Source organism: Bacteroides faecichinchillae JCM 17102 (assembly GCF_000614145.1).
GTDB lineage: Bacteria > Bacteroidota > Bacteroidia > Bacteroidales > Bacteroidaceae > Bacteroides > Bacteroides faecichinchillae.
Genome location: NZ_BAKK01000025.1, coordinates 38,627 through 58,836 on the forward strand (window position 1 = coordinate 38,627; position 20,210 = coordinate 58,836).

General features: G+C 39.3%; 15 protein-coding genes, 5 tRNA genes and 1 pseudogene. 2 read left to right on the top strand and 19 right to left on the bottom strand.

All coding sequences use genetic code 11. From position 1 onward, the window contains the following. Positions 1 to 66: 66 nt before the first annotated feature. The 17 genes and pseudogenes from rpoC to rpsU all read right to left on the bottom strand — a co-directional run bounded on the left by rpoC (position 67) and on the right by rpsU (position 14,721). On the bottom strand, positions 67 to 4,350 hold the full coding sequence (rpoC, locus tag JCM17102_RS13115) for a DNA-directed RNA polymerase subunit beta' (protein ID WP_025075465.1): 4,284 nt from the start codon (positions 4,348 to 4,350) through the stop codon (positions 67 to 69). Between the two features lie 105 nt (positions 4,351 to 4,455). After that, positions 4,456 to 8,267: pseudogene (gene rpoB, locus JCM17102_RS27600) on the bottom strand (DNA-directed RNA polymerase subunit beta). A gap of 104 nt (positions 8,268 to 8,371) precedes the next feature. Beyond that, positions 8,372 to 8,749, bottom strand: coding sequence for a 50S ribosomal protein L7/L12 (rplL, locus tag JCM17102_RS13125; protein WP_005941908.1), 378 nt, complete (start codon positions 8,747 to 8,749; stop codon positions 8,372 to 8,374). A gap of 47 nt (positions 8,750 to 8,796) precedes the next feature. Next, positions 8,797 to 9,315, bottom strand: a complete 519-nt coding sequence (gene rplJ / locus JCM17102_RS13130; protein WP_025075466.1) for a 50S ribosomal protein L10 — start codon at positions 9,313 to 9,315, stop codon at positions 8,797 to 8,799. Positions 9,316 to 9,330: 15 nt separating this feature from the next. Beyond that, positions 9,331 to 10,029, bottom strand: a complete 699-nt coding sequence (gene rplA, locus JCM17102_RS13135; protein ID WP_025075467.1) for a 50S ribosomal protein L1 — start codon at positions 10,027 to 10,029, stop codon at positions 9,331 to 9,333. Positions 10,030 to 10,044: 15 nt separating this feature from the next. Beyond that, positions 10,045 to 10,488, bottom strand: coding sequence for a 50S ribosomal protein L11 (gene rplK, locus JCM17102_RS13140; protein WP_004307548.1), 444 nt, complete (start codon positions 10,486 to 10,488; stop codon positions 10,045 to 10,047). A gap of 61 nt (positions 10,489 to 10,549) precedes the next feature. Beyond that, complete coding sequence (gene nusG, locus JCM17102_RS13145; RefSeq protein ID WP_025075468.1) at positions 10,550 to 11,062, bottom strand: transcription termination/antitermination protein NusG; 513 nt, start codon at positions 11,060 to 11,062, stop codon at positions 10,550 to 10,552. Positions 11,063 to 11,107: 45 nt separating this feature from the next. Then, complete coding sequence (gene secE / locus JCM17102_RS13150; RefSeq protein WP_025075469.1) at positions 11,108 to 11,299, bottom strand: preprotein translocase subunit SecE; 192 nt, start codon at positions 11,297 to 11,299, stop codon at positions 11,108 to 11,110. Positions 11,300 to 11,313: 14 nt separating this feature from the next. After that, a tRNA-Trp gene (locus tag JCM17102_RS13155) sits at positions 11,314 to 11,386 on the bottom strand. Between the two features lie 52 nt (positions 11,387 to 11,438). After that, positions 11,439 to 12,623, bottom strand: a complete 1,185-nt coding sequence (gene tuf / locus JCM17102_RS13160; RefSeq protein WP_025075470.1) for an elongation factor Tu — start codon at positions 12,621 to 12,623, stop codon at positions 11,439 to 11,441. Positions 12,624 to 12,672: 49 nt separating this feature from the next. Further along, positions 12,673 to 12,744, bottom strand: a tRNA-Thr gene (locus JCM17102_RS13165). Positions 12,745 to 12,756: 12 nt separating this feature from the next. Beyond that, positions 12,757 to 12,829: transfer RNA gene (locus JCM17102_RS13170), tRNA-Gly, on the bottom strand. Between the two features lie 28 nt (positions 12,830 to 12,857). Beyond that, positions 12,858 to 12,940: transfer RNA gene (locus JCM17102_RS13175), tRNA-Tyr, on the bottom strand. 150 nt (positions 12,941 to 13,090) lie between these two features. After that, positions 13,091 to 13,164: transfer RNA gene (locus tag JCM17102_RS13180), tRNA-Thr, on the bottom strand. 95 nt (positions 13,165 to 13,259) lie between these two features. Beyond that, positions 13,260 to 13,559 carry a ribosome hibernation-promoting factor, HPF/YfiA family gene (hpf, locus tag JCM17102_RS13185; protein WP_025075471.1) on the bottom strand — a complete coding sequence of 100 codons (300 nt, stop codon included), beginning with the start codon at positions 13,557 to 13,559 and terminating at the stop codon, positions 13,260 to 13,262. Between the two features lie 15 nt (positions 13,560 to 13,574). After that, positions 13,575 to 14,456, bottom strand: coding sequence for a tyrosine recombinase XerC (gene xerC, locus JCM17102_RS13190; protein WP_025075472.1), 882 nt, complete (start codon positions 14,454 to 14,456; stop codon positions 13,575 to 13,577). A gap of 73 nt (positions 14,457 to 14,529) precedes the next feature. Next, positions 14,530 to 14,721 (bottom strand): 30S ribosomal protein S21, encoded by a 192-nt coding sequence (gene rpsU, locus JCM17102_RS13195; RefSeq protein WP_002558090.1) that lies wholly within the window; start codon positions 14,719 to 14,721, stop codon positions 14,530 to 14,532. A gap of 187 nt (positions 14,722 to 14,908) precedes the next feature. On the opposite strand from rpsU, the gene JCM17102_RS13200 reads away from it, so the two are divergent. Continuing rightward, positions 14,909 to 16,690: an aminopeptidase P family protein gene (locus JCM17102_RS13200; RefSeq protein WP_025075473.1), complete on the top strand. Its 1,782-nt coding sequence runs from the start codon at positions 14,909 to 14,911 to the stop codon at positions 16,688 to 16,690. Between the two features lie 129 nt (positions 16,691 to 16,819). Beyond that, on the top strand, positions 16,820 to 17,332 hold the full coding sequence (locus JCM17102_RS13205) for a gamma carbonic anhydrase family protein (RefSeq protein WP_025075474.1): 513 nt from the start codon (positions 16,820 to 16,822) through the stop codon (positions 17,330 to 17,332). Positions 17,333 to 17,455: 123 nt separating this feature from the next. Here JCM17102_RS13205 and JCM17102_RS13210 read toward each other — a convergent pair whose 3' ends face one another. Both JCM17102_RS13210 and gltX read right to left on the bottom strand, forming a co-directional pair. After that, positions 17,456 to 18,679, bottom strand: coding sequence for a 3-deoxy-D-manno-octulosonic acid transferase (locus JCM17102_RS13210; protein ID WP_025075475.1), 1,224 nt, complete (start codon positions 18,677 to 18,679; stop codon positions 17,456 to 17,458). Between the two features lie 10 nt (positions 18,680 to 18,689). Continuing rightward, entirely contained in the window at positions 18,690 to 20,207 is a 1,518-nt protein-coding gene (gltX, locus tag JCM17102_RS13215; RefSeq protein ID WP_025075476.1) for a glutamate--tRNA ligase, read from the bottom strand. Positions 20,208 to 20,210 lie beyond the last annotated feature (3 nt).

Consider the following 20,210-nt stretch of genomic DNA (forward strand, 5'->3'; position numbering starts at 1 on the left):
AATAAAAAAGGAGTAACTATCAATTATGACAATCACTCCTTTTTACATATAATCAATTGACTTGTATTATTCTACTTCATTGTAGTCAAGTACTGTTTTTTTGTTTGCCAAAATACGATCATATTCCTCTTTTGATCCAACAATGATCTTTTCGAACTCACGCTGGCCTGTACCTGCCGGAATTAAGTGACCACAAATCACATTTTCTTTCATGCCTTCGAGTTTATCAATCTTACCGTTGATAGCAGCCTCATTCAGCACCTTCGTAGTTTCCTGGAAAGATGCAGCGGACATGAAGCTTGAAGTCTGTAATGCAGCACGAGTAATACCTTGAAGAATCTGAGTAGACGTAGCAGCAACAGCATCACGAACATCAACCGGACGCAAGTCACGACGTTTCAACATACTATTCTCATCACGCAATTTACGAGCAGTCACAATCTGCCCTGGTTGCAAATTCTGAGAATCTCCCGCATCTACTACCACTTTCTTACCCCAAATACGATCATTTTCCTCCATGAACTCCAGCTTATCTACCACTTGTTGTTCCAAGAAGCGAGTATCACCCGGTTCATCAATTTGTACTTTACGCATCATCTGGCGAACAATGATTTCGAAGTGCTTATCATTGATCTTCACACCCTGTAAACGATATACATCTTGAACTTCATTCACGATATATTCCTGTACAGCCGTAGGACCTTTAATTGCCAAGATGTCTGCCGGAGTAATAGCGCCATCAGATAATGGAGTACCAGCGCGCACATAGTCATTCTCCTGCACCAGTATCTGTTTAGACAAAGCAACCAAATACTTTTTCACCTCGCCAGTTTTGGAAGTTACAATGATTTCACGATTACCACGTTTGATCTTACCCATAGTAACCTCACCGTCAATTTCAGAAACAACGGCGGGATTCGAAGGATTACGAGCCTCAAACAACTCAGTAACACGCGGAAGACCACCTGTGATATCACCTGCTTTACCAACAGCACGCGGAATCTTCACGATAACTTCACCAGCTTTTACTTTTTGTCCATTCTCAACAATAACGTGGCCACCTACCGGTAGGTTATAAGTACGAATCAAATCACCATCTTCAGTCAGAATATGAGCTGAAGGAACCTTTGTCTTATCTTTAGATTCAATAATAATAATCTCGCGAAGACCGGTTGCTTCATCCGATTCGATTTTATAAGTCACGTTCTCAATAACACCTTCGAACTCTATCTTACCAGTAGCCTCAGTGATAATAACAGCATTGAACGGGTCCCACTTAGCAATCAATTTACCCTTTTCTACCAAATCACCATCAGATACATATAATGTTGAACCATAAGGCACATTATGCGTAGAAAGGACAATACCCGTATTTACATCTACGAAGCGTACTTCAGCCAAACGACCGACTACTACTTTTGCAGACTCGCCCATTTCATCTACAATATCTACTGTACGAAGTTCCTCAAACTCCAAACGAGCATTGTTCTTAGCAACAATACTAGCATTTGCTGCAATATTTGCAGCCGTACCGCCGGCATGGAATGTACGCAATGTCAGCTGTGTACCCGGTTCACCAATAGATTGAGCAGCGATCACACCAACAGCTTCACCCTTCTGAACCATTTGGCTCGTAGCCAAGTTACGTCCGTAACATTTAGCACAAACACCCTTTTTAGCTTCACAAGTTAATACCGAACGAATCTCCACACTTTCAATTGGAGAATCCTGAATCTTCTTAGCTATTTCTTCTGTAATTTCCTCACCACCAGCAACAAGAAGTTCGCCTGTAGTAGGATGAATTATATCATGTACGGAAACACGACCCAGAATACGTTCGAACAAAGTAGCAATAACTTCATCGTTATTCTTCAAATCTGTACAAACCAATCCGCGAAGAGTACCGCAATCTTCTTCTGTAATAATCACATCGTGAGATACATCTACCAGACGACGAGTCAAATATCCCGCATCAGCAGTCTTCAACGCTGTATCAGCCAAACCTTTACGAGCACCATGAGTAGAGATAAAGTACTCCAACACAGACAGTCCTTCTTTAAAGTTTGACAAGATAGGGTTTTCAATGATCTGACCACCTTCAGCACCAGCTTTTTGCGGTTTGGCCATCAAACCACGCATACCTGACAACTGACGAATCTGTTCTTTAGAACCACGAGCACCTGAGTCAAGCATCATATATACAGAGTTAAATCCCTGATCATCAGAAGATATAGTCTTCATCAAGATATTAGACAACTCTGAATTCACATGCGTCCAAATATCAATCACCTGATTATAACGTTCATTATTTGTAATGAAACCCATGTTGTAGTTATTTACAACCTGTTCAACCTCATCATAACCCTTCTGTACTAATGCCTCTTTCTCTTCTGGAATAATGATATCCCCTAAGTTGAATGACAAACCACCCTTGAAAGCCATCTGGTAACCTAAATTCTTAATACCATCCAAGAAATCAGCAGCTTTGGCAACACCACAGACCTTAATTACATTACTAATAATATCGCGCAATGATTTCTTAGAAATGATCTCATTAATATATCCAGCTTCAGGCGGAACAATCTCATTCACAATGACACGTCCTATTGAAGTCTCACGCATGACATCTATAATGTTACCATTTTCGTCAAGGTCTTTCACAATAACTTTTACAGGAGCATGAATATCTACTTTACCTTCATTATATGCGATCAGTGCTTCTTCCGGTCCATAGAATGTCAAACCTTCACCTTTTGCACCAGCACGTAACTTAGTAATGTAATACAAACCAAGAACCATATCCTGCGCAGGCACAGTAATAGGTGCACCGTTTGCCGGGTTCAAAATATTATGTGATTGAAGCATCAACATTTGAGCTTCAAGAACAGCTTCATTACTCAAAGGCAAATGAACAGCCATCTGGTCACCGTCGAAGTCAGCATTAAATGCCGTACATGCCAACGGGTGTAATTGAATAGCCTTACCCTCAATCATTCTTGGTTGAAATGCCTGGATACCCAAACGGTGCAATGTCGGAGCACGGTTCAGTAATACAGGATGCCCCTTCATTACGTGTTCAAGGATATCCCAGATCACTGGTTCTTTACGATCTACAATTTTCTTTGCAGACTTAACAGTCTTCACAATACCGCGTTCGATCAATTTACGAATAATAAACGGTTTGTACAACTCTGCTGCCATTAATTTCGGAATACCGCATTCACCCATTCTTAATTCCGGACCAACAACGATAACCGAACGTGCAGAATAATCGACACGTTTACCTAACAAGTTCTGACGGAAACGTCCTTGCTTACCTTTCAAACTATCAGACAAAGACTTCAAAGGGCGATTAGCATCTGTCTTAACAGCACTTGATTTACGTGAATTATCGAATAATGAATCTACAGATTCCTGAAGCATACGTTTTTCATTACGCAAAATGACTTCTGGAGCCTTAATTTCAATTAAACGTTTCAAACGATTATTACGAATAATTACACGACGGTAAAGGTCATTCAAGTCTGATGTAGCAAAACGGCCACCATCTAACGGTACCAAAGGACGAAGTTCAGGAGGAATAACCGGTACAATACGTACAATCATCCATTCCGGTTTATTACGCCCACGTGAAGAACGGAAAGATTCTACTACTTGAAGACGTTTTAAAGCTTCATTCTTACGCTGCTGTGAAGCATCGTTACTTGCACGATGACGAAGTTCATAAGACAAAGCATCCAAATCCAAATGAGCAAGCAAATCATAAATAGCTTCAGCTCCCATCTTAGCGATAAACTTATTCGGATCGTTATCCTCAAGATATTGATTATCTTTTGGAAGAGTATCTAAGATATCTAGATATTCTTCTTCAGAAAGCAAATCATATTCAGCTATACCATCTTCGGCTTTTACACCTGGCTGAATGACAACATAACGTTCGTAATATATAATAGAATCCAACTTCTTTGTCGGCAATCCAAGCAAATATCCGATTTTATTCGGGAGTGAACGGAAGTACCAGATGTGTGCAACAGGCACTACCAACTGTATATGTCCCATACGTTCACGACGTACTTTCTTCTCTGTAACTTCCACACCACAACGGTCGCAGACGATACCTTTATAACGGATACGTTTGTACTTACCACAATGACATTCATAATCCTTGATAGGACCGAAGATACGCTCGCAAAACAACCCGTCACGTTCAGGTTTGTACGTACGGTAATTAATGGTTTCAGGCTTCAAAACTTCACCACTCGAATTCTCTAGGATTTCTTCCGGAGAAGCCAGACCTATTGAGATCTTCGAGAAATTACTTTTTGTCTTATTTTCTTTTCTAAAAGCCATACTCTATATAATTGAGATTTTGATAATTGAATCTTTGGAAAATGAAGAGCGAGCAAATGCCAACACGCCATCAGCGGCATATTGGCATCTGCAATCTTCTATTACTTATTCTAGGTTGATACTCAAACCTAAACCTCTCAACTCATGCAACAATACGTTCAGAGATTCCGGAATACCCGGCTGTGGCATCGGTTCTCCCTTCACAATTGCTTCATAAGCCTTTGAACGTCCTACAACGTCATCAGACTTAATTGTCAAGATTTCCTGCAAAATATGAGCAGCACCGAAACCTTCGAGTGCCCAAACTTCCATTTCTCCGAAACGCTGGCCACCAAATTGAGCTTTACCACCAAGAGGCTGCTGAGTAATCAATGAATACGGACCGATAGAACGAGCATGCATCTTATCTTCAACCATGTGACCCAATTTCAACATATAAGTCACACCGACAGTTGCCGGCTGGTCGAACTGTTCACCAGTACCACCATCACAAAGATAAGTCTTACAATAGCGAGGTAATCCTGCTTTATCCGTCCACTCATTCAAATCATCCATAGTAGCACCGTCAAAAATAGGAGTTGCAAACTTAACACCTAATGTTTTTCCAGCACGTCCCAATACAGCCTCGAAAATCTGTCCAATGTTCATACGTGAAGGCACACCCAACGGATTCAATACGATATCAACCGGAGTACCATCTTCCAAGAATGGCATATCCTCCTGACGTACAACGCGTGATACAATACCTTTATTACCGTGGCGACCAGCCATCTTATCACCTACACCGATCTTACGTTTCTTAGCAATATATACTTTAGCCATTTGAATGATACCTGCAGGAAGCTCGTCACCAATAGTGATAGCAAACTTCTTACGCTTCAACTCAGCATCCAATTCTTTATATTTCTTGATGAAGTTCATCACCAAATCGCGAATCATGCTATTAGTATGATCGTCATTAGTCCAATTACTCAGTTGAATAGAAGTGAAATCAAGAGAATCAAAATCAGAAGCACTAAACTTAGCACCTTTAGCTATTACTTCTGCACCCAGATAATCTTTCACTCCCTGAGAAACCTTCCCTTCAGTCAAAGTCATCAACTTCTTAACTAAAATACGTTTCAAGTCAGCAACTTTAGATTCAAACTCATCATCAATCTTAGGCAATAATGCTTTATCAGCCAATTTCGAACTACGATTCTTGATTACACGTGAGAATAACTTCTTATCAATTACCACACCCTTCAAAGAAGGAGAAGCTTTCAAAGAAGCATCTTTCACATCACCAGCCTTATCACCAAAGATTGCACGAAGCAATTTTTCTTCCGGTGATGGATCAGACTCTCCTTTCGGAGTAATCTTACCAATCATGATATCACCAGGTTCGATACGAGCACCAATCTAACGATACCATTTTCATCAAGATCTTTAGTTGCCTCTTCACTAACATTAGGAATATCAGAAGTCAATTCCTCCATACCACGTTTTGTCTCACGAACTTCCAAAGAATATTCTTCAACATGAACAGAAGTCAATAAATCTTCACGCACTACGCGCTCGTTCAAAACAATAGCATCCTCATAGTTATATCCTTTCCAAGGCATATAAGCTACCAATAGGTTCTTACCCAAAGCTAGCTCACCATTTTCAGTAGAATAACCTTCCGTTAAGATATCCCCTTTCTTCACACGCTGACCTTTGGTACAAATCGGACGCAAATCAATCGTCATGTTCTGGTTAGTCTTACGGAACTTCGGAATTCTATATTCTTTCAAAGCAGGTTCAAAGCTTACAAACTCTTCATCTTCTGTACGATCATACAAAATACGAATAGTTGTAGCATCAACGAAATCAATAATACCATCTCCTTCAGCAGTTATCTGCGTACGAGAATCTCTTACTAACTGACGTTCAATACCTGTACCCACAATCGGAGCTTCACTTCTCAACAAAGGAACAGCCTGACGCATCATGTTTGACCCCATCAATGCACGGTTAGCATCATCATGTTCAAGGAACGGAATTAAAGAAGCCGCTATTGATGCTATTTGCTGAGGAGAAACATCCATCAAATCAACCTCCAACGGTTCCACAACCGGAAAATCTGCATCCTGACGAGATTTAACTTTATTACGTATAAATGTTCCGTCATCATTCAATGGTGCATTCCCCTGCGCTATGACTTTATCCTCTTCCTCTTCAGCAGTCAGATATATCAAACCATTATCAGAAAGATCCACCTTTCCATTATCTACCTTACGGTACGGGGTTTCAATGAATCCCAGATCATTAATCTTAGCAAATACACATAATGAAGAAATCAAACCAATATTCGGACCTTCAGGAGTCTCAATCGGACAAAGACGACCATAGTGTGTATAGTGAACGTCACGAACTTCAAAGCCAGCACGCTCACGAGACAAACCACCAGGACCTAGTGCAGACATACGACGTTTATGAGTAATTTCAGCCAACGGGTTTGTCTGGTCCATGAACTGAGACAATGCATTTGTTCCGAAAAAAGAATTGATTACAGAAGAAATAGTCTTTGCATTAATCAAATCAATCGGAGTAAACACTTCATTATCACGAACGTTCATGCGCTCACGAATCGTACGAGACATACGAGCTAAGCCTACAGCAAACTGATTAGAAAGCTGTTCACCTACTGTACGTACACGACGGTTACTTAAGTGGTCAATATCATCCACATCTGCTTTTGAGTTAATCAACTCAATCAGATATTTGATAATTTCAATAATATCTTCCTTAGTGAGGACGCGCACATCCATATCAGTCGTTAAATTTAACTTTTTATTGATTCTATAACGCCCTACATCACCAAGGTCATATCGTTTTTCAGAGAAGAACAAGTTATTGATAACTTCACGAGCACTTGCATCATCAGCCGGATCAGCATTACGTAACTGACGGTAAATGTACAATACAGCTTCTTTTTCTGAGTTACTCGGGTCCTTCTGTAAAGTATTATATATGATAGAAAAATCAGATTGGTTCGGCTCATCCTTATGCAAAAGAATATTCTGAACACCCGATTCTAAAATTTCATCAATATGCTCCTCGTCCAGAACGGTTTCACGATCAATAATAACTTCGTTACGTTCGATTGAAACCACTTCACCGGTATCTTCATCAACGAAATCTTCAATCCATGTTTTCAAGACACGTGCAGCCAACTTACGGCCAAGCACTTTCTTCAGATTTGTCTTGTTCACCTTTACATCTTCTGCAAGGTTAAAAATCTCAAGAATATCTTTATCATTTTCGAAACCAATAGCGCGCAACAGAGTTGTAACAGGCAACTTCTTCTTACGGTCGATGTATGCATACATCACATTATTGATGTCAGTGGCAAACTCAATCCACGAACCTTTAAACGGAATAATACGAGCCGAATAAAGTTTCGTACCATTGGCATGTACACTCTGACCGAAGAATACACCCGGAGAACGGTGAAGCTGCGACACAACTACACGTTCGGCACCGTTAATGACAAAAGTAGCTTTGTCAGTCATATAAGGGATCGGGCCGAGGAATACGTCCTGAATTACTGTGTCAAAATCCTCATGATCGGGATCTGTACAGTAAAGCTTAAGTTTCGCTTTTAAAGGAACACTATAAGTGAGCCCACGCTCTATACAATCGTCGATGGTATAACGCGGCGGATCAATATAATAATCCAAAAACTCAAGAACAAAATTGTTTCTTGTATCGGCAATAGGGAAGTTTTCAGCAAATACTTTATACAAACCCTCATTCTTACGCTTTTCAGGTGGGGTATCTAATTGTAGAAAGTCTTGGAATGACTTCAATTGTACTTCCAGAAAATCCGGGTATTCAAGCGGATTCTTAGTCGAAGCAAAATTAACTCTTTGATTTACAGTATTTGAAGACATCTGTCAATGAATTTGGAGAACTTAATTTGAAATATATACACAAAAAGGTTAAGAATCCTCTTGCGAAGGATTCCTAACCGAATTACCTGATTACCAGGCTAATGTTATTTAAGTTCAACTTCAGCTCCAGCTTCTTCCAATGTTTTCTTCAATGATTCTGCCTCGTCTTTAGCCAAACCTTCTTTTACTGTGCTAGGAGCACCGTCTACTAAATCTTTAGCCTCTTTCAAGCCAAGACCACAAGCTTCCTTCACAGCTTTAACAACCTGAAGTTTAGCTGCACCAGCACTTTTTAATACTACGTCAAAAGAAGTTTTTTCTTCTGCGGCTGCAGCACCACCAGCTGCAGGACCAGCAGCAACAGCTACAGCTGCAGCAGCAGGTTCAATACCGTACTCTTCTTTAAGGATAGTTGCAAGTTCATTAACTTCTTTTACTGTCAAGTTAACTAATTGTTCTGCAAAAGCTTTCAAATCTGCCATTTTTTTGTATGATTTTAATGTTTAAATACTAGTTGATTTTTGAAAAATTATTCGGGTCTCTCACCAAGGGTTTTGAGTAATCCGTGAATGGTGTTACCACCTGATTGAAGAGCAGAAATAACATTCTTGGCTGGAGATTGTAGCAATGCCACGATATCAGCAATAACTTCATTCTTACTCTTGATAGCAACGAGAGCATCCAATTGGTCTGCACCAACATAGAAGCTTTCTTCTGCATATGCAGCTTTCAGTCTAGGAATTCCGTCTTTAGCTTTGTCTTTAATCAGTTTAGCAGGAATATTTGCAGTATTGCAAAACATCACAGCTGTTGTACCTTTCAAACTATCATAAAGAGGAGAAAAATCTTCTTCCAGGCTTTCTAGTGCTTTATGAAGCAGTGTATTCTTCACTAACATCAATTTAATGTCAGCTTTGAAACACTCCCTTCTTAATGCGCTAGTAGCAGCAGCATTCATAGCTGTAACGTCTACCAAATAGAAGTGACCATACTCCTTTACTGTAGCAGCAATTTGCTCTATAATCGTACTTTTATCTTCCTTTCTCATTTTTTCTCTGTTTTATTAGATTTCTTCCACTGATTTCGGGTCAATTTTAATACCCGCACTCATTGTGCTAGAAAGATAAATACTCTTAATATATGCACCTTTTGCTGCAGTAGGTTTCAGTTTAATCAGTGTAGAGATAAACTCTTTCGCATTATCACGAATCTGATCAGCACTGAATGAAACTTTACCAATTGAAGTATGAACGATACCACTCTTATCAACTTTAAAGTCAATTTTACCTTGTTTTACTTCTTTTACAGCCTTAGCAACATCCATAGTTACAGTACCACTCTTAGGGTTCGGCATCAATCCACGAGGACCAAGTACACGACCGAGTGCACCAATTTTACCCATAATAGATGGCATAGTGATAATCACATCAATATCAGTCCATCCACCTTTGATCTTTTCAATATATTCGTCAAGACCAACATAGTCAGCGCCAGCTTCTTTCGCAGCAGCTTCAGCATCCGGTGTACAAAGTACTAAAACACGTACTTCCTTACCAGTACCATGAGGAAGTGAAACAACACCTCTCACCATCTGGTTAGCTTTACGTGGATCAACACCTAAACGTACATCAATATCCAATGAAGCATCAAATTTGGAAAAAGTGATTTCCTTTACCAAAGATGCAGCTTCTTTCAGTGAGTATGCCTTCCCTGCTTCAATTTTTTCTGCAGCTAACTTTTGATTTTTTGTCAGTTTACCCATTACAATTGAAGTTTATTAATTATTAACCGGGAACTCCCCTTTTACAGCGATACCCATACTTCTAGCTGTACCTGCAACCATTCTCATGGCAGCTTCCACAGTAAAACAGTTCAAGTCTACCATTTTGTCCTGAGCAATCGTACGAATCTGTTCCCAAGTAAGCTCGGCAACTTTCTTACGGTTAGGCTCAGCAGAACCACTCTTTACCTTAGCCACCTCAAGCAATTGAATGGCAACGGGAGGAGTCTTGATTACAAAATCGAAAGACTTATCTGCGTAGTAAGTAATGATAACAGGTAAAATCTTACCTGCTTTGTCTTGGGTTCTGGCATTGAATTGCTTGCAAAATTCCATAATATTAATACCCTTAGAACCCAGAGCAGGTCCAACGGGAGGTGATGGATTTGCAGCGCCTCCTTTAATCTGTAATTTGATTAGTCCAGCAACTTCTTTAGCCATTTTTTTATTGATTTATATATAAACATTAAACGAAGAACAACAACAGCGTAACAATTCCGTGTTATTCCTTTTCCACTTGCATAAAGCCTAATTCAAGCGGCGTTTTGCGCCCGAATATTTTCACCATGACTTTCAGTTTCTTTTTTTCACTATTCACTTCTTCAATGATGCCACTGAATCCGCTGAAAGGGCCAAAAGTAACCTTCACAGTCTCACCCACTACATAAGGAATATTGAGTTCTTCACCCGTTTCCTGTAGTTCGTCTACTGTACCAAGTATACGATTCACTTCTGATTGTCTAAGGGGAACCGGTTTTTCGGAACCACCTAAAAAGCCTATCACATTTGGAGTATTGCGCAGATGATGAGCGACCTCACCAACTAAAGCAGCTTCCACTAAGACATACCCAGGAAGATAACTTCTCTCTTTCACAATTTTTTTTCCATTGCGAACCTGGTAAACCTTTTCAGTAGGAATCAATACCTGAGATACATATTCACCAAGGTCACTGTTTTTAATATCAGCTTCAAGATACTCTTTTACCTTAGCTTCTTTTCCGCTAATAGCACGCAAAACGTACCATTCTTTTCTACCTCAGCCATTTTCAATTCCTATTTTTTAATGTGGATAAACAATTTTTTCCATGAAGTTCTGGAAACAGACATCCATACCCCATACCACCAATGCAATAAGCAGGGAAGCATATAAAACAACTACTGCACTGTTAGCAAGTTCGGAATACGTAGGCCACGATACTTTATGAACAAGTTCGTCGTAAGATTCTTTGATATAAGTTATTACCTTTTTCATTTCAATAATATTAGCACGGGAGGAGAGGCTCGAACTCCCGACACCCGGTTTTGGAGACCGGTGCTCTACCAACTGAGCTACTCCCGTGTGTACATAATCAGTTCCCGATCGAAACCGGGAACTGATTAATTATAGTATATTAGTCAAGAATTTCAGTAATCTGACCAGCACCTACTGTACGTCCACCTTCGCGGATAGCGAAACGAAGACCTGGATTCAATGCTACAGGGTAGATCAATTCTACTGTGATAGTAACGTTATCACCTGGCATTACCATTTCAGTTCCTTCTGGCAAAGTGATTTCACCTGTACAGTCCATAGTACGTAAATAGAACTGAGGACGATATTTGTTATGGAATGGAGTATGACGACCACCTTCTTCTTTTTTCAAGATATAAACCTCAGCTTTAAATTTAGAGTGCGGTTTAATCTGACCTGGTTTACAAAGAACCATACCACGTTTGATTTCGTTCTTGTCGATACCACGAAGCAATAAACCTACGTTGTCACCAGCTTCACCTTGATCCAACAATTTACGGAACATTTCAACACCAGTTACAACAGATTTCTTGTCTTCACCTAAACCAAGGATTTCTACTTCATCACCTACGTGGATAACACCAGTTTCAATACGACCTGTTGCTACAGTACCACGTCCTGTGATTGAGAACACGTCCTCAACCGGCATCAAGAAAGGTTTATCAACATCACGTGGAGGAAGTGGAATCCATGTATCAACTGCATCCATCAATTCCATAACTTTGTCTTCCCATTTTTCAACACCGTTCAATGCGCCAAGAGCAGAACCCTGAATGATAGGAGTATTGTCACCATCGAAATCATAGAATGAAAGAAGTTCTCTCATTTCCATTTCAACGAGTTCCAACATTTCAGCATCATCAACCATATCACACTTATTCAAAAATACAACCAAACGAGGCACATTTACCTGACGAGCTAACAAGATATGTTCGCGAGTCTGAGGCATCGGACCATCAGTTGCAGCACAAACGATAATAGCACCATCCATCTGAGCAGCACCAGTTACCATATTCTTTACGTAGTCAGCGTGTCCCGGGCAGTCAACGTGTGCGTAGTGACGGTTAGCTGTTTCATACTCAACGTGTGAAGTATTAATAGTAATACCTCTTTCTTTTTCTTCAGGAGCGTTATCGATAGAATCGAAAGAACGCAATTCAGAAAGACCTTTTTTTGCCAACACAGTTGTGATAGCAGCTGTCAACGTTGTCTTACCGTGGTCTACGTGACCGATTGTACCAATGTTTACGTGCGGTTTGGTACGTTCAAATTTCTCTTTAGCCATAGCTTTACTTGTTATTTATTTGATTAATAATCAGCTTTCATCTTTTATGAGCTGTTACCGGGACTTGAACCCGGGACCTCTTCCTTACCAAGGAAGTGCTCTACCACTGAGCTATAACAGCAAGAAAATTGAGAGCGGAAGACGGGACTCAAACCCGCGACCCTCAGCTTGGAAGGCTAATGCTCTATCAACTGAGCTACTTCCGCATTCTTGCCAAAGTTGTCACTCTGTTTGTGGGCAAAGATGGATTCGAACCACCGAAGGCGTAAGCCAGCAGATTTACAGTCTGCCCCATTTGGCCACTCTGGTATTTGCCCTTTTAAAATCAAGAACGAATCATAAAAAATTAAGAATTAAAAGCGAACAATACATTGAATATTTATGTTCTTCTTTATGACTATTCTTTCTTCATTTTCAATTCATCAATTTCTCGCCAAGCGAATTAGATTAACTTCCATCAATCTTTGAGCCTCTTGTCGGATTCGAACCAACGACCCCGAGATTACAAATCACGTGCTCTGGCCAACTGAGCTAAAGAGGCGTTTAGCTAAAAATGCAACCGTCACGTTCTAACGCGAGCGAAACGGCTGCAAATTTAGTTATTTATTTCTTTCCCGCAAAACATTTGCAGTTTTTTTATTTGCTACGTTGTTTTTCCTTGTATTTCACCAGTTGTTTTTCAAGTGCTTCCACATCTAAGTCTATTGCTTCCTCAAATGTATCACACACTTTACTAGCATAAAATTCCCCGTTAGGGATTAGTATTTTAATGCCTGCTTCTTTATTAGAAGCAGTTTCCGGCTTAATTACCTTTAATGACACCTCTACTTTCTTTATATCTTCGTAATATTTCTCCAACTTAGACACTTTCTTTTGAATAAATGCCTGCAATTGCTCTGACGCATCAAAGTGAATTGATTGAATTCTAATATCCATACTTACCTCCTTTTTTTAAGCTCTTGGATGAGCTTGTTTATACACTTTTTTAAGTTCTTCAAACGTGGCGTGCGTATAAATCTCGGTAGTCGCAAGACTCTCGTGACCTAAAAGTTCTTTAACCGCTCCCAACTCTGCATCATGATTCAACATCGTTGTAGCAAAAGTATGTCTCAACACGTGAGGACTCTTTTTTTTCAGCGTCACCACCTTTGACAGGTTCCGTTTCACTAAATTATAGACTAAATTCTTATAAAGCCTTTCACCAGTTTCTCTAACGAATAAAGCTTCTGACTTTTTTTGAATTGCTTCGTTTCTTACATTAATATATTCCAGCATCAAATCTCGCAGTTCGTCTCCGAACGGAATCAATCGCTGTTTATTTCTTTTCCCAGTCACTTTCAGAAGAGAAGCCGAAAAATCCACATCTTTATCATCTAGCCCTATCAACTCCGAGAGCCTCATACCTGTGGCATAAAACATTTCGATAATTAAACGGTCTCGACATCCTATAAACCCTTCGCCAAAATCGGTCTCGTCCAACAACTTATTCATTTCACTTTCTTTAAGAAAAACGGGTAGTGGTTTCTTATTTTTAGGGCCCGTTATTTTACGTAACGGATCCACAGCCACTTCCCCTTGCCTTAAAAGATACTTATAAAACGACCGGAGCGAACTTAGCTTACGATTTACAGAAGTAGAAGTATACCCCTGATCCATTAATGAAACAATCCATTCACGAATCAGTTCACTTTCCACCTCCAGCGGATCAAATTTTCCGTACTCTTCCTGAGCAAACTCCTGTAGTTGCTTTATATCCTCACCATACGCAAGTACGGTTTTATCGGAATAATTCCGTTCATACCGGAGATAATCAAGAAAAGATTCTATCAACATAATATCGCTACATCTAAAATCTTGCAACGAATGTATGAAAAGAATTCAATAATTCAAAGGAATTTACGAATTATTAATCTTCTACTTGCTGAAGTTGTTGTACGTATACTGCACGTTCTTTTTTAAGTCTTTTAGTTACAGACGGTTTATCAAACTGCTGTCTGCTTCTCAACTCCTTTACAATGCCAGTTTTCTCAAATTTTCTTTTAAACTTCTTCAGCGCTTTTTCAATGTTTTCGCCTTCTTTTACAGGTACTACAATCATTTTGTTTTTATTAAATATGTTATGGTTAAAAATTTCTGCAGTCAAATTGCGCCGCAAAATTACACATAGTTTCTTTATTCACAAAACTTTCGGCAAATATTTCTCAAAAACTATTCATAAACAAGCCATTAACCATGGAAAGTTATTACCTTTGAATTCACTTATGTATCTAATAATATAATAATGTATGAAAGAGAATATAAAAGAACGGATACAAGCATTACGGATGATGTTCAAGCCTAACCATATAAAGGCTTTTATTATTCCAAGTACCGATCCTCATCTAAGTGAGTATGTAGCACCGCATTGGAAATCACGTGAATGGATTTCCGGCTTCACAGGTTCTGCAGGAACAGTTGTTGTTTTGGAAGACAAAGCCGGTTTATGGACTGATTCCCGATATTTCCTTCAAGCAGCTGAAGAATTAGAGGGTAGCGATATTACACTATTTAAAGAAATGCTACCCGACACACCCAGTATCACCGATTTTCTATGCGACAATTTAAAGTCTGGAGAATCAATTGGTATCGATGGAAAGATGTTTTCCGTACTTCAAATAGAACAGATAAAGAAAGAACTTGCTGTTCATAATATCCATGTGGATCTATCCGGTGACCTCATGGATTATATCTGGAAAAATCGTCCCGCCATGCCCAAAGCACCGGCTTTCATCTATGAACTCCAATATGCGGGAAAAAGTTGCAGTGAAAAAGTGGAAATTCTTCGCAATGAGCTAAAAAAGCAAGGTATCGATGCTTTATTGCTATCAGCTCTCGATGAAATAGCATGGACTCTCAACTTAAGAGGTAATGATGTTCATTGCAATCCGGTTGTCATAAGCTACTTACTGATTACTCAAGACGAAGTTGTCTTTTTCATTTCACCAGAGAAAGTTACTAAAGAAGTTGAAAAGTATTTAAAGAAGGAGCATATCAATCTCCGAGATTACAATGATGTTGAAACTTTCCTAAACTCGTATACAGGGAAGAACCTACTTATCGATCCCAAGAAAACAAATTATGCCATTTACTCAACCATTCCTCCTCAATGTTCGATCATCCGGAGAGAATCACCGGTTAGTCTGTTGAAAGCTATCCGCAATGAGCAGGAAATTAGTGGTATACATGCTGCCATGCAAAGAGATGGAGTAGCATTAGTAAGATTTTTGAAATGGTTGGAAGAAGCTGTTCCTTCAGAAAAAGAGACTGAATTAAGCATTGATAAAAAGCTACATGATTTTCGAGCAGCCCAACCGCTTTATATGGGAGAAAGTTTCGATACGATTGCTGGATATAAGGAGCATGCAGCCATTGTGCACTATTCTGCTACCTCGGAAAGTAATGCAACTCTTTTGCCTAAAGGCTTTCTACTTTTAGATTCAGGTGCTCAATACTTAGATGGAACTACCGACATCACCCGTACTATTGCACTAGGAGAACTTACAGAAGAAGAAAAAAACGACTATACCTTAATATTAAAAGGACATATAGCACTGGCTATGGCCAAATTTCCAAATGGTACCCGAGGTGCACAACTCGATGTATTAGCCCGTATGCCAATCTGGAAGCATGGAATGAACTTCCTTCATGGTACAGGACATGGCGTCGGGCATTTTCTAAGTGTACATGAAGGTCCCCAAAGTATCCGCATGAACGAAAATCCTGTTGTGTTACAACCCGGTATGGTTACCTCTAATGAACCTGGTATATATAAATCAGGCAGTCATGGAATACGTACAGAAAATCTGATATTAGTTTGCAAAGATAAAGAAGGCATGTTTGGAGAATATTTCAGATTCGAAACACTCACTTTATGTCCTATCTGCAAGAAAGGAATTATCAAAGAGATACTAACAGAAGAAGAAATTAAGTGGTTTAATGATTATCATCAAACTGTTTATGAAAAACTTTCTCCACATCTCAACGAAGAAGAGAAAAACTGGCTACAAAAAGCTACCTCTTCCATTTAAAACAAATCTTGCTCTACTTCAGATGCGAATTATACAAGACTTCCGTTATAAATTTCACGACATCCAGAGGGAGGAAGAACAACATATTATAACATATTAAATTAGAAACATTATTATAACCAAAGATTTATGGCTTTAATCAAATCAGTACGAGGATTTACTCCCGAAATCGGAGAAAACTGTTTTTTAGCAGACAATGCAACCATCATAGGAGATGTTAAGATAGGAAATGACTGTAGCATCTGGTTTTGTACCGTCTTACGTGGAGATGTCAATTCCATACGAATTGGCAACGGAGTAAATATCCAAGACGGAAGTGTTCTACATACTTTATATGAGAAATCGACTCTTGAAATCGGTGATCATGTTTCTGTTGGACACAATGTAACCATTCATGGAGCAACTATCAAAGACTATGCTTTGATTGGAATGGGGTCAACAATATTAGATCATGCTATAGTAGGGGAAGGAGCAATAGTTGCTGCCGGTTCTCTAGTATTAAGCAATACGGTAATTGAACCTGGTAGTATCTGGGGAGGAGTGCCGGCTAAATTTATCAAAAAAGTAGATCCGGAACAAGCAAAAGAACTAAATCAAAAGATTGCTCACAACTATTTAATGTACTCACAATGGTATAAATAACAAAATATTGCTTTAGAAAAAGATCAAAAACTTTACCAATTCACCTTTTTAAACACAATTATTAGCGTCCAAAAGATTACAGATTGAAAGGTACTGTTTTTCACAGTACCCTTCAACTTATATTTAGAAGTTAATCATATGCATTATTTTCTCTGCAGCTCCGGAATTACTTGTCACATAATACCCTGCATTATCACCCGTTTCACGTAAGAAAACTTCATCCGATTGAAAACGATCTAAAAGTTTTTTCAAATCCTCATAATCTTTAATAGAATATGCGCCTTTCGCTTCGAGTAACTGAATTGCTTCCATGAACTTCTGATACTTTGGACCAAAAATAACCGGAATACCATAAACAGCAGCTTCCAATGTATTATGAATGCCAACTCCAAAACCACCTCCAATGTAAGCGATTTCACCATACCTGTAAATAGAAGAAAGCAATCCGAAACAGTCGATAATTAAACAATCTACTTTCAATACATTCTTCTCATCAGCACGAGTATAACGGACATACGGACGTTTCAATTTGCTAATTATCTCAACCAGATGGTTCTCCTCAATGACATGGGGAGCAATAATCAATTTCATTTCCGGATGAGAATTGAAATACTCAAGAAATATATCTTCATCCGGTCCCCATGAACTTCCAGCGACAAATGTAAAAGAGTTATTTCCTTTAAATTTCTCAACCAATGGAAGATCCTTAGCTTCCTGGCGAATCTGTAACACCCGGTCAAAACGAGTATCCCCCACCACAGTTACACGTCCAATACCAATCCTAGACAAGTAACGTTTGGAAGCCTCATTCTGCACAAACAAGTGATCGAAGTCCTTCAATACATTCCGATAAGTTCCTCCATACCATTTAAAAAAGATTTGATCTCGACGAAAAATAGAAGAAACACTATATACTGGAATACGGCGTTTATGCAGTTCATCTAGATAATTCTTCCAAAATTCATATTTTATAAAGAACGCCATACAAGGATTCGCAATATCCAAGAATTTTTTCACATTTCGTGGCTTATCAAAAGGCAGGTAACAAACGATATCTGCCCCTCTATAATGCTTACGAACTTCATAACCAGACGGAGAAAAGAATGTCAGCAAAATCTTATAATCCGGATACTTTGCCCGGATCATTTCGATTAATGGACGTCCTTGTTCAAATTCCCCCAATGAAGCAGCATGAAACCAAATATATCGTTCCCCTTTTTCCACTTGCTGACGCAGAAGTTCATATACCACCCAATGCCCCTTCATCATTTTCCGGGGCTTACGGCTAAACGGTGCAGCTAAATGGACCAGAAAGTCATAAATGACTATTGCCAGGTTGTAAAGCATAGTGTTGTGTTTACTTCAATACCTCTACGGCACGTTTCATACGAGCCAATGTTTCTTCTTTACCCAATACCCAAGAAATATCGAACATGTGCGGACCTTTTCCTTCGCCAACCAATGTCAAACGAAAGGCATTCATGATATTACCTGTATGATATCCTCTTTCCGCAATCCAGTCCATAACAACTTTTTCCTGCCCTTCAATACTAAAATCCTCAATTCCAGCAATCACTTCCGCTAATTCGGTCATACACTTAGCTGAATCTTCTTTCCAGCGCTTCTTTACCGTTTTTTCATCATATTCAGTAGGTGCAACAAAGAAGAAACTGCATACATCCCATAATTCTTTAATGAAACTTACCCGGTCTTTCATCATACCGACAACCGTAACTACCTTTTCAAAAGGAACTTCCACACCATGTTCCTTCAATACAGGCAAAAACAGTTCAGCAATCTCCTCATTCGGTTTCTGTTGAATATATTGATGATTAAACCAAATTCCTTTCTTATAATCAAATTTAGCTCCCGATTTACTGCAACGGTGAAGATCAAACAACTGAATCAACTCATCCATCGACATCACTTCCTGATCATTTCCCGGATTCCATCCCAGCAAAGCAAGGAAATTAATTACCGCTTCAGGCAGATAACCGGATTCACGATAACCAGAAGAGATTTCTCCAGACTTCGGATCATGCCATTCCAACGGAAATACCGGAAAGCCTAAACGGTCGCCATCACGCTTACTTAATTTTCCATTTCCTTCTGGCTTGAGGAGTAAAGGTAAGTGAGCGAATTGCGGCATGGTATCTTCCCAACCAAAAGCACGATATAACAAAACATGCAACGGAGCTGAAGGTAACCATTCTTCACCACGAATTACATGAGATACTTGCATCAAATGATCATCCACGATATTTGCCAAATGATAAGTAGGCAACTCATCTGCAGACTTATAGAGAACTTTATCATCCAAAATAGACGAATTAATAATTACTTCACCACGAATTAAATCATTCACATGTACATCTTCATTCGGTTCTATCTTGAAACGAACCACGTATTGCTTACCTTCCGCAATCAAAGCATCCACTTCCTCTTTAGCCAAAGTCAGCGAATTACGCATCATACCACGGGTAGAAGCATCGTATTGAAAGTTAGCAATCTCTTCACGTTTAGCATCCAATTCTTCAGGAGTATCAAAAGCAATGTATGCTTTATCACTATCTAACAAAATCTGCACATATTTCTTATAGATCTCGCGACGTTCAGACTGACGGTACGGACCGTGTTCACCTCCGAAGCTTACCCCTTCGTCAAAGTGAATACCCAACCACTTAAAAGATTCAAGTATATACTCCTCTGCACCCGGAACAAAACGGTTAGAATCAGTATCTTCAATACGAAAAATCAAATCTCCGTCGTGCTGACGTGCAAATAAATAATTATATAAAGCTGTACGCACACCACCGATGTGCAATGCTCCTGTTGGACTTGGAGCAAAACGAACTCTTACTTTTCTTTCTGCCATAAT

Coding starts and splice junctions, on each gene's coding strand:
- rpoC (WP_025075465.1), bottom strand. CDS start 4,350: ATGGCTTTTAGAAAAGAAAATAAGACAAAAAGTAATTTCTCGAAGATC.
- rplL (WP_005941908.1), bottom strand. CDS start 8,749: ATGGCAGATTTGAAAGCTTTTGCAGAACAATTAGTTAACTTGACAGTA.
- rplJ (WP_025075466.1), bottom strand. CDS start 9,315: ATGAGAAAGGAAGATAAAAGTACGATTATAGAGCAAATTGCTGCTACA.
- rplA (WP_025075467.1), bottom strand. CDS start 10,029: ATGGGTAAACTGACAAAAAATCAAAAGTTAGCTGCAGAAAAAATTGAA.
- rplK (WP_004307548.1), bottom strand. CDS start 10,488: ATGGCTAAAGAAGTTGCTGGACTAATCAAATTACAGATTAAAGGAGGC.
- secE (WP_025075469.1), bottom strand. CDS start 11,299: ATGAAAAAGGTAATAACTTATATCAAAGAATCTTACGACGAACTTGTT.
- tuf (WP_025075470.1), bottom strand. CDS start 12,623: ATGGCTAAAGAGAAATTTGAACGTACCAAACCGCACGTAAACATTGGT.
- hpf (WP_025075471.1), bottom strand. CDS start 13,559: ATGGATATTAGAATTCAATCAATTCACTTTGATGCGTCAGAGCAATTG.
- xerC (WP_025075472.1), bottom strand. CDS start 14,456: ATGTTGATAGAATCTTTTCTTGATTATCTCCGGTATGAACGGAATTAT.
- rpsU (WP_002558090.1), bottom strand. CDS start 14,721: ATGATTGTAGTACCTGTAAAAGAAGGCGAAAACATTGAAAAAGCGCTG.
- JCM17102_RS13200 (WP_025075473.1), top strand. CDS start 14,909: ATGAAAGAGAATATAAAAGAACGGATACAAGCATTACGGATGATGTTC.
- JCM17102_RS13205 (WP_025075474.1), top strand. CDS start 16,820: ATGGCTTTAATCAAATCAGTACGAGGATTTACTCCCGAAATCGGAGAA.
- JCM17102_RS13210 (WP_025075475.1), bottom strand. CDS start 18,679: ATGCTTTACAACCTGGCAATAGTCATTTATGACTTTCTGGTCCATTTA.
- gltX (WP_025075476.1), bottom strand. CDS start 20,207: ATGGCAGAAAGAAAAGTAAGAGTTCGTTTTGCTCCAAGTCCAACAGGA.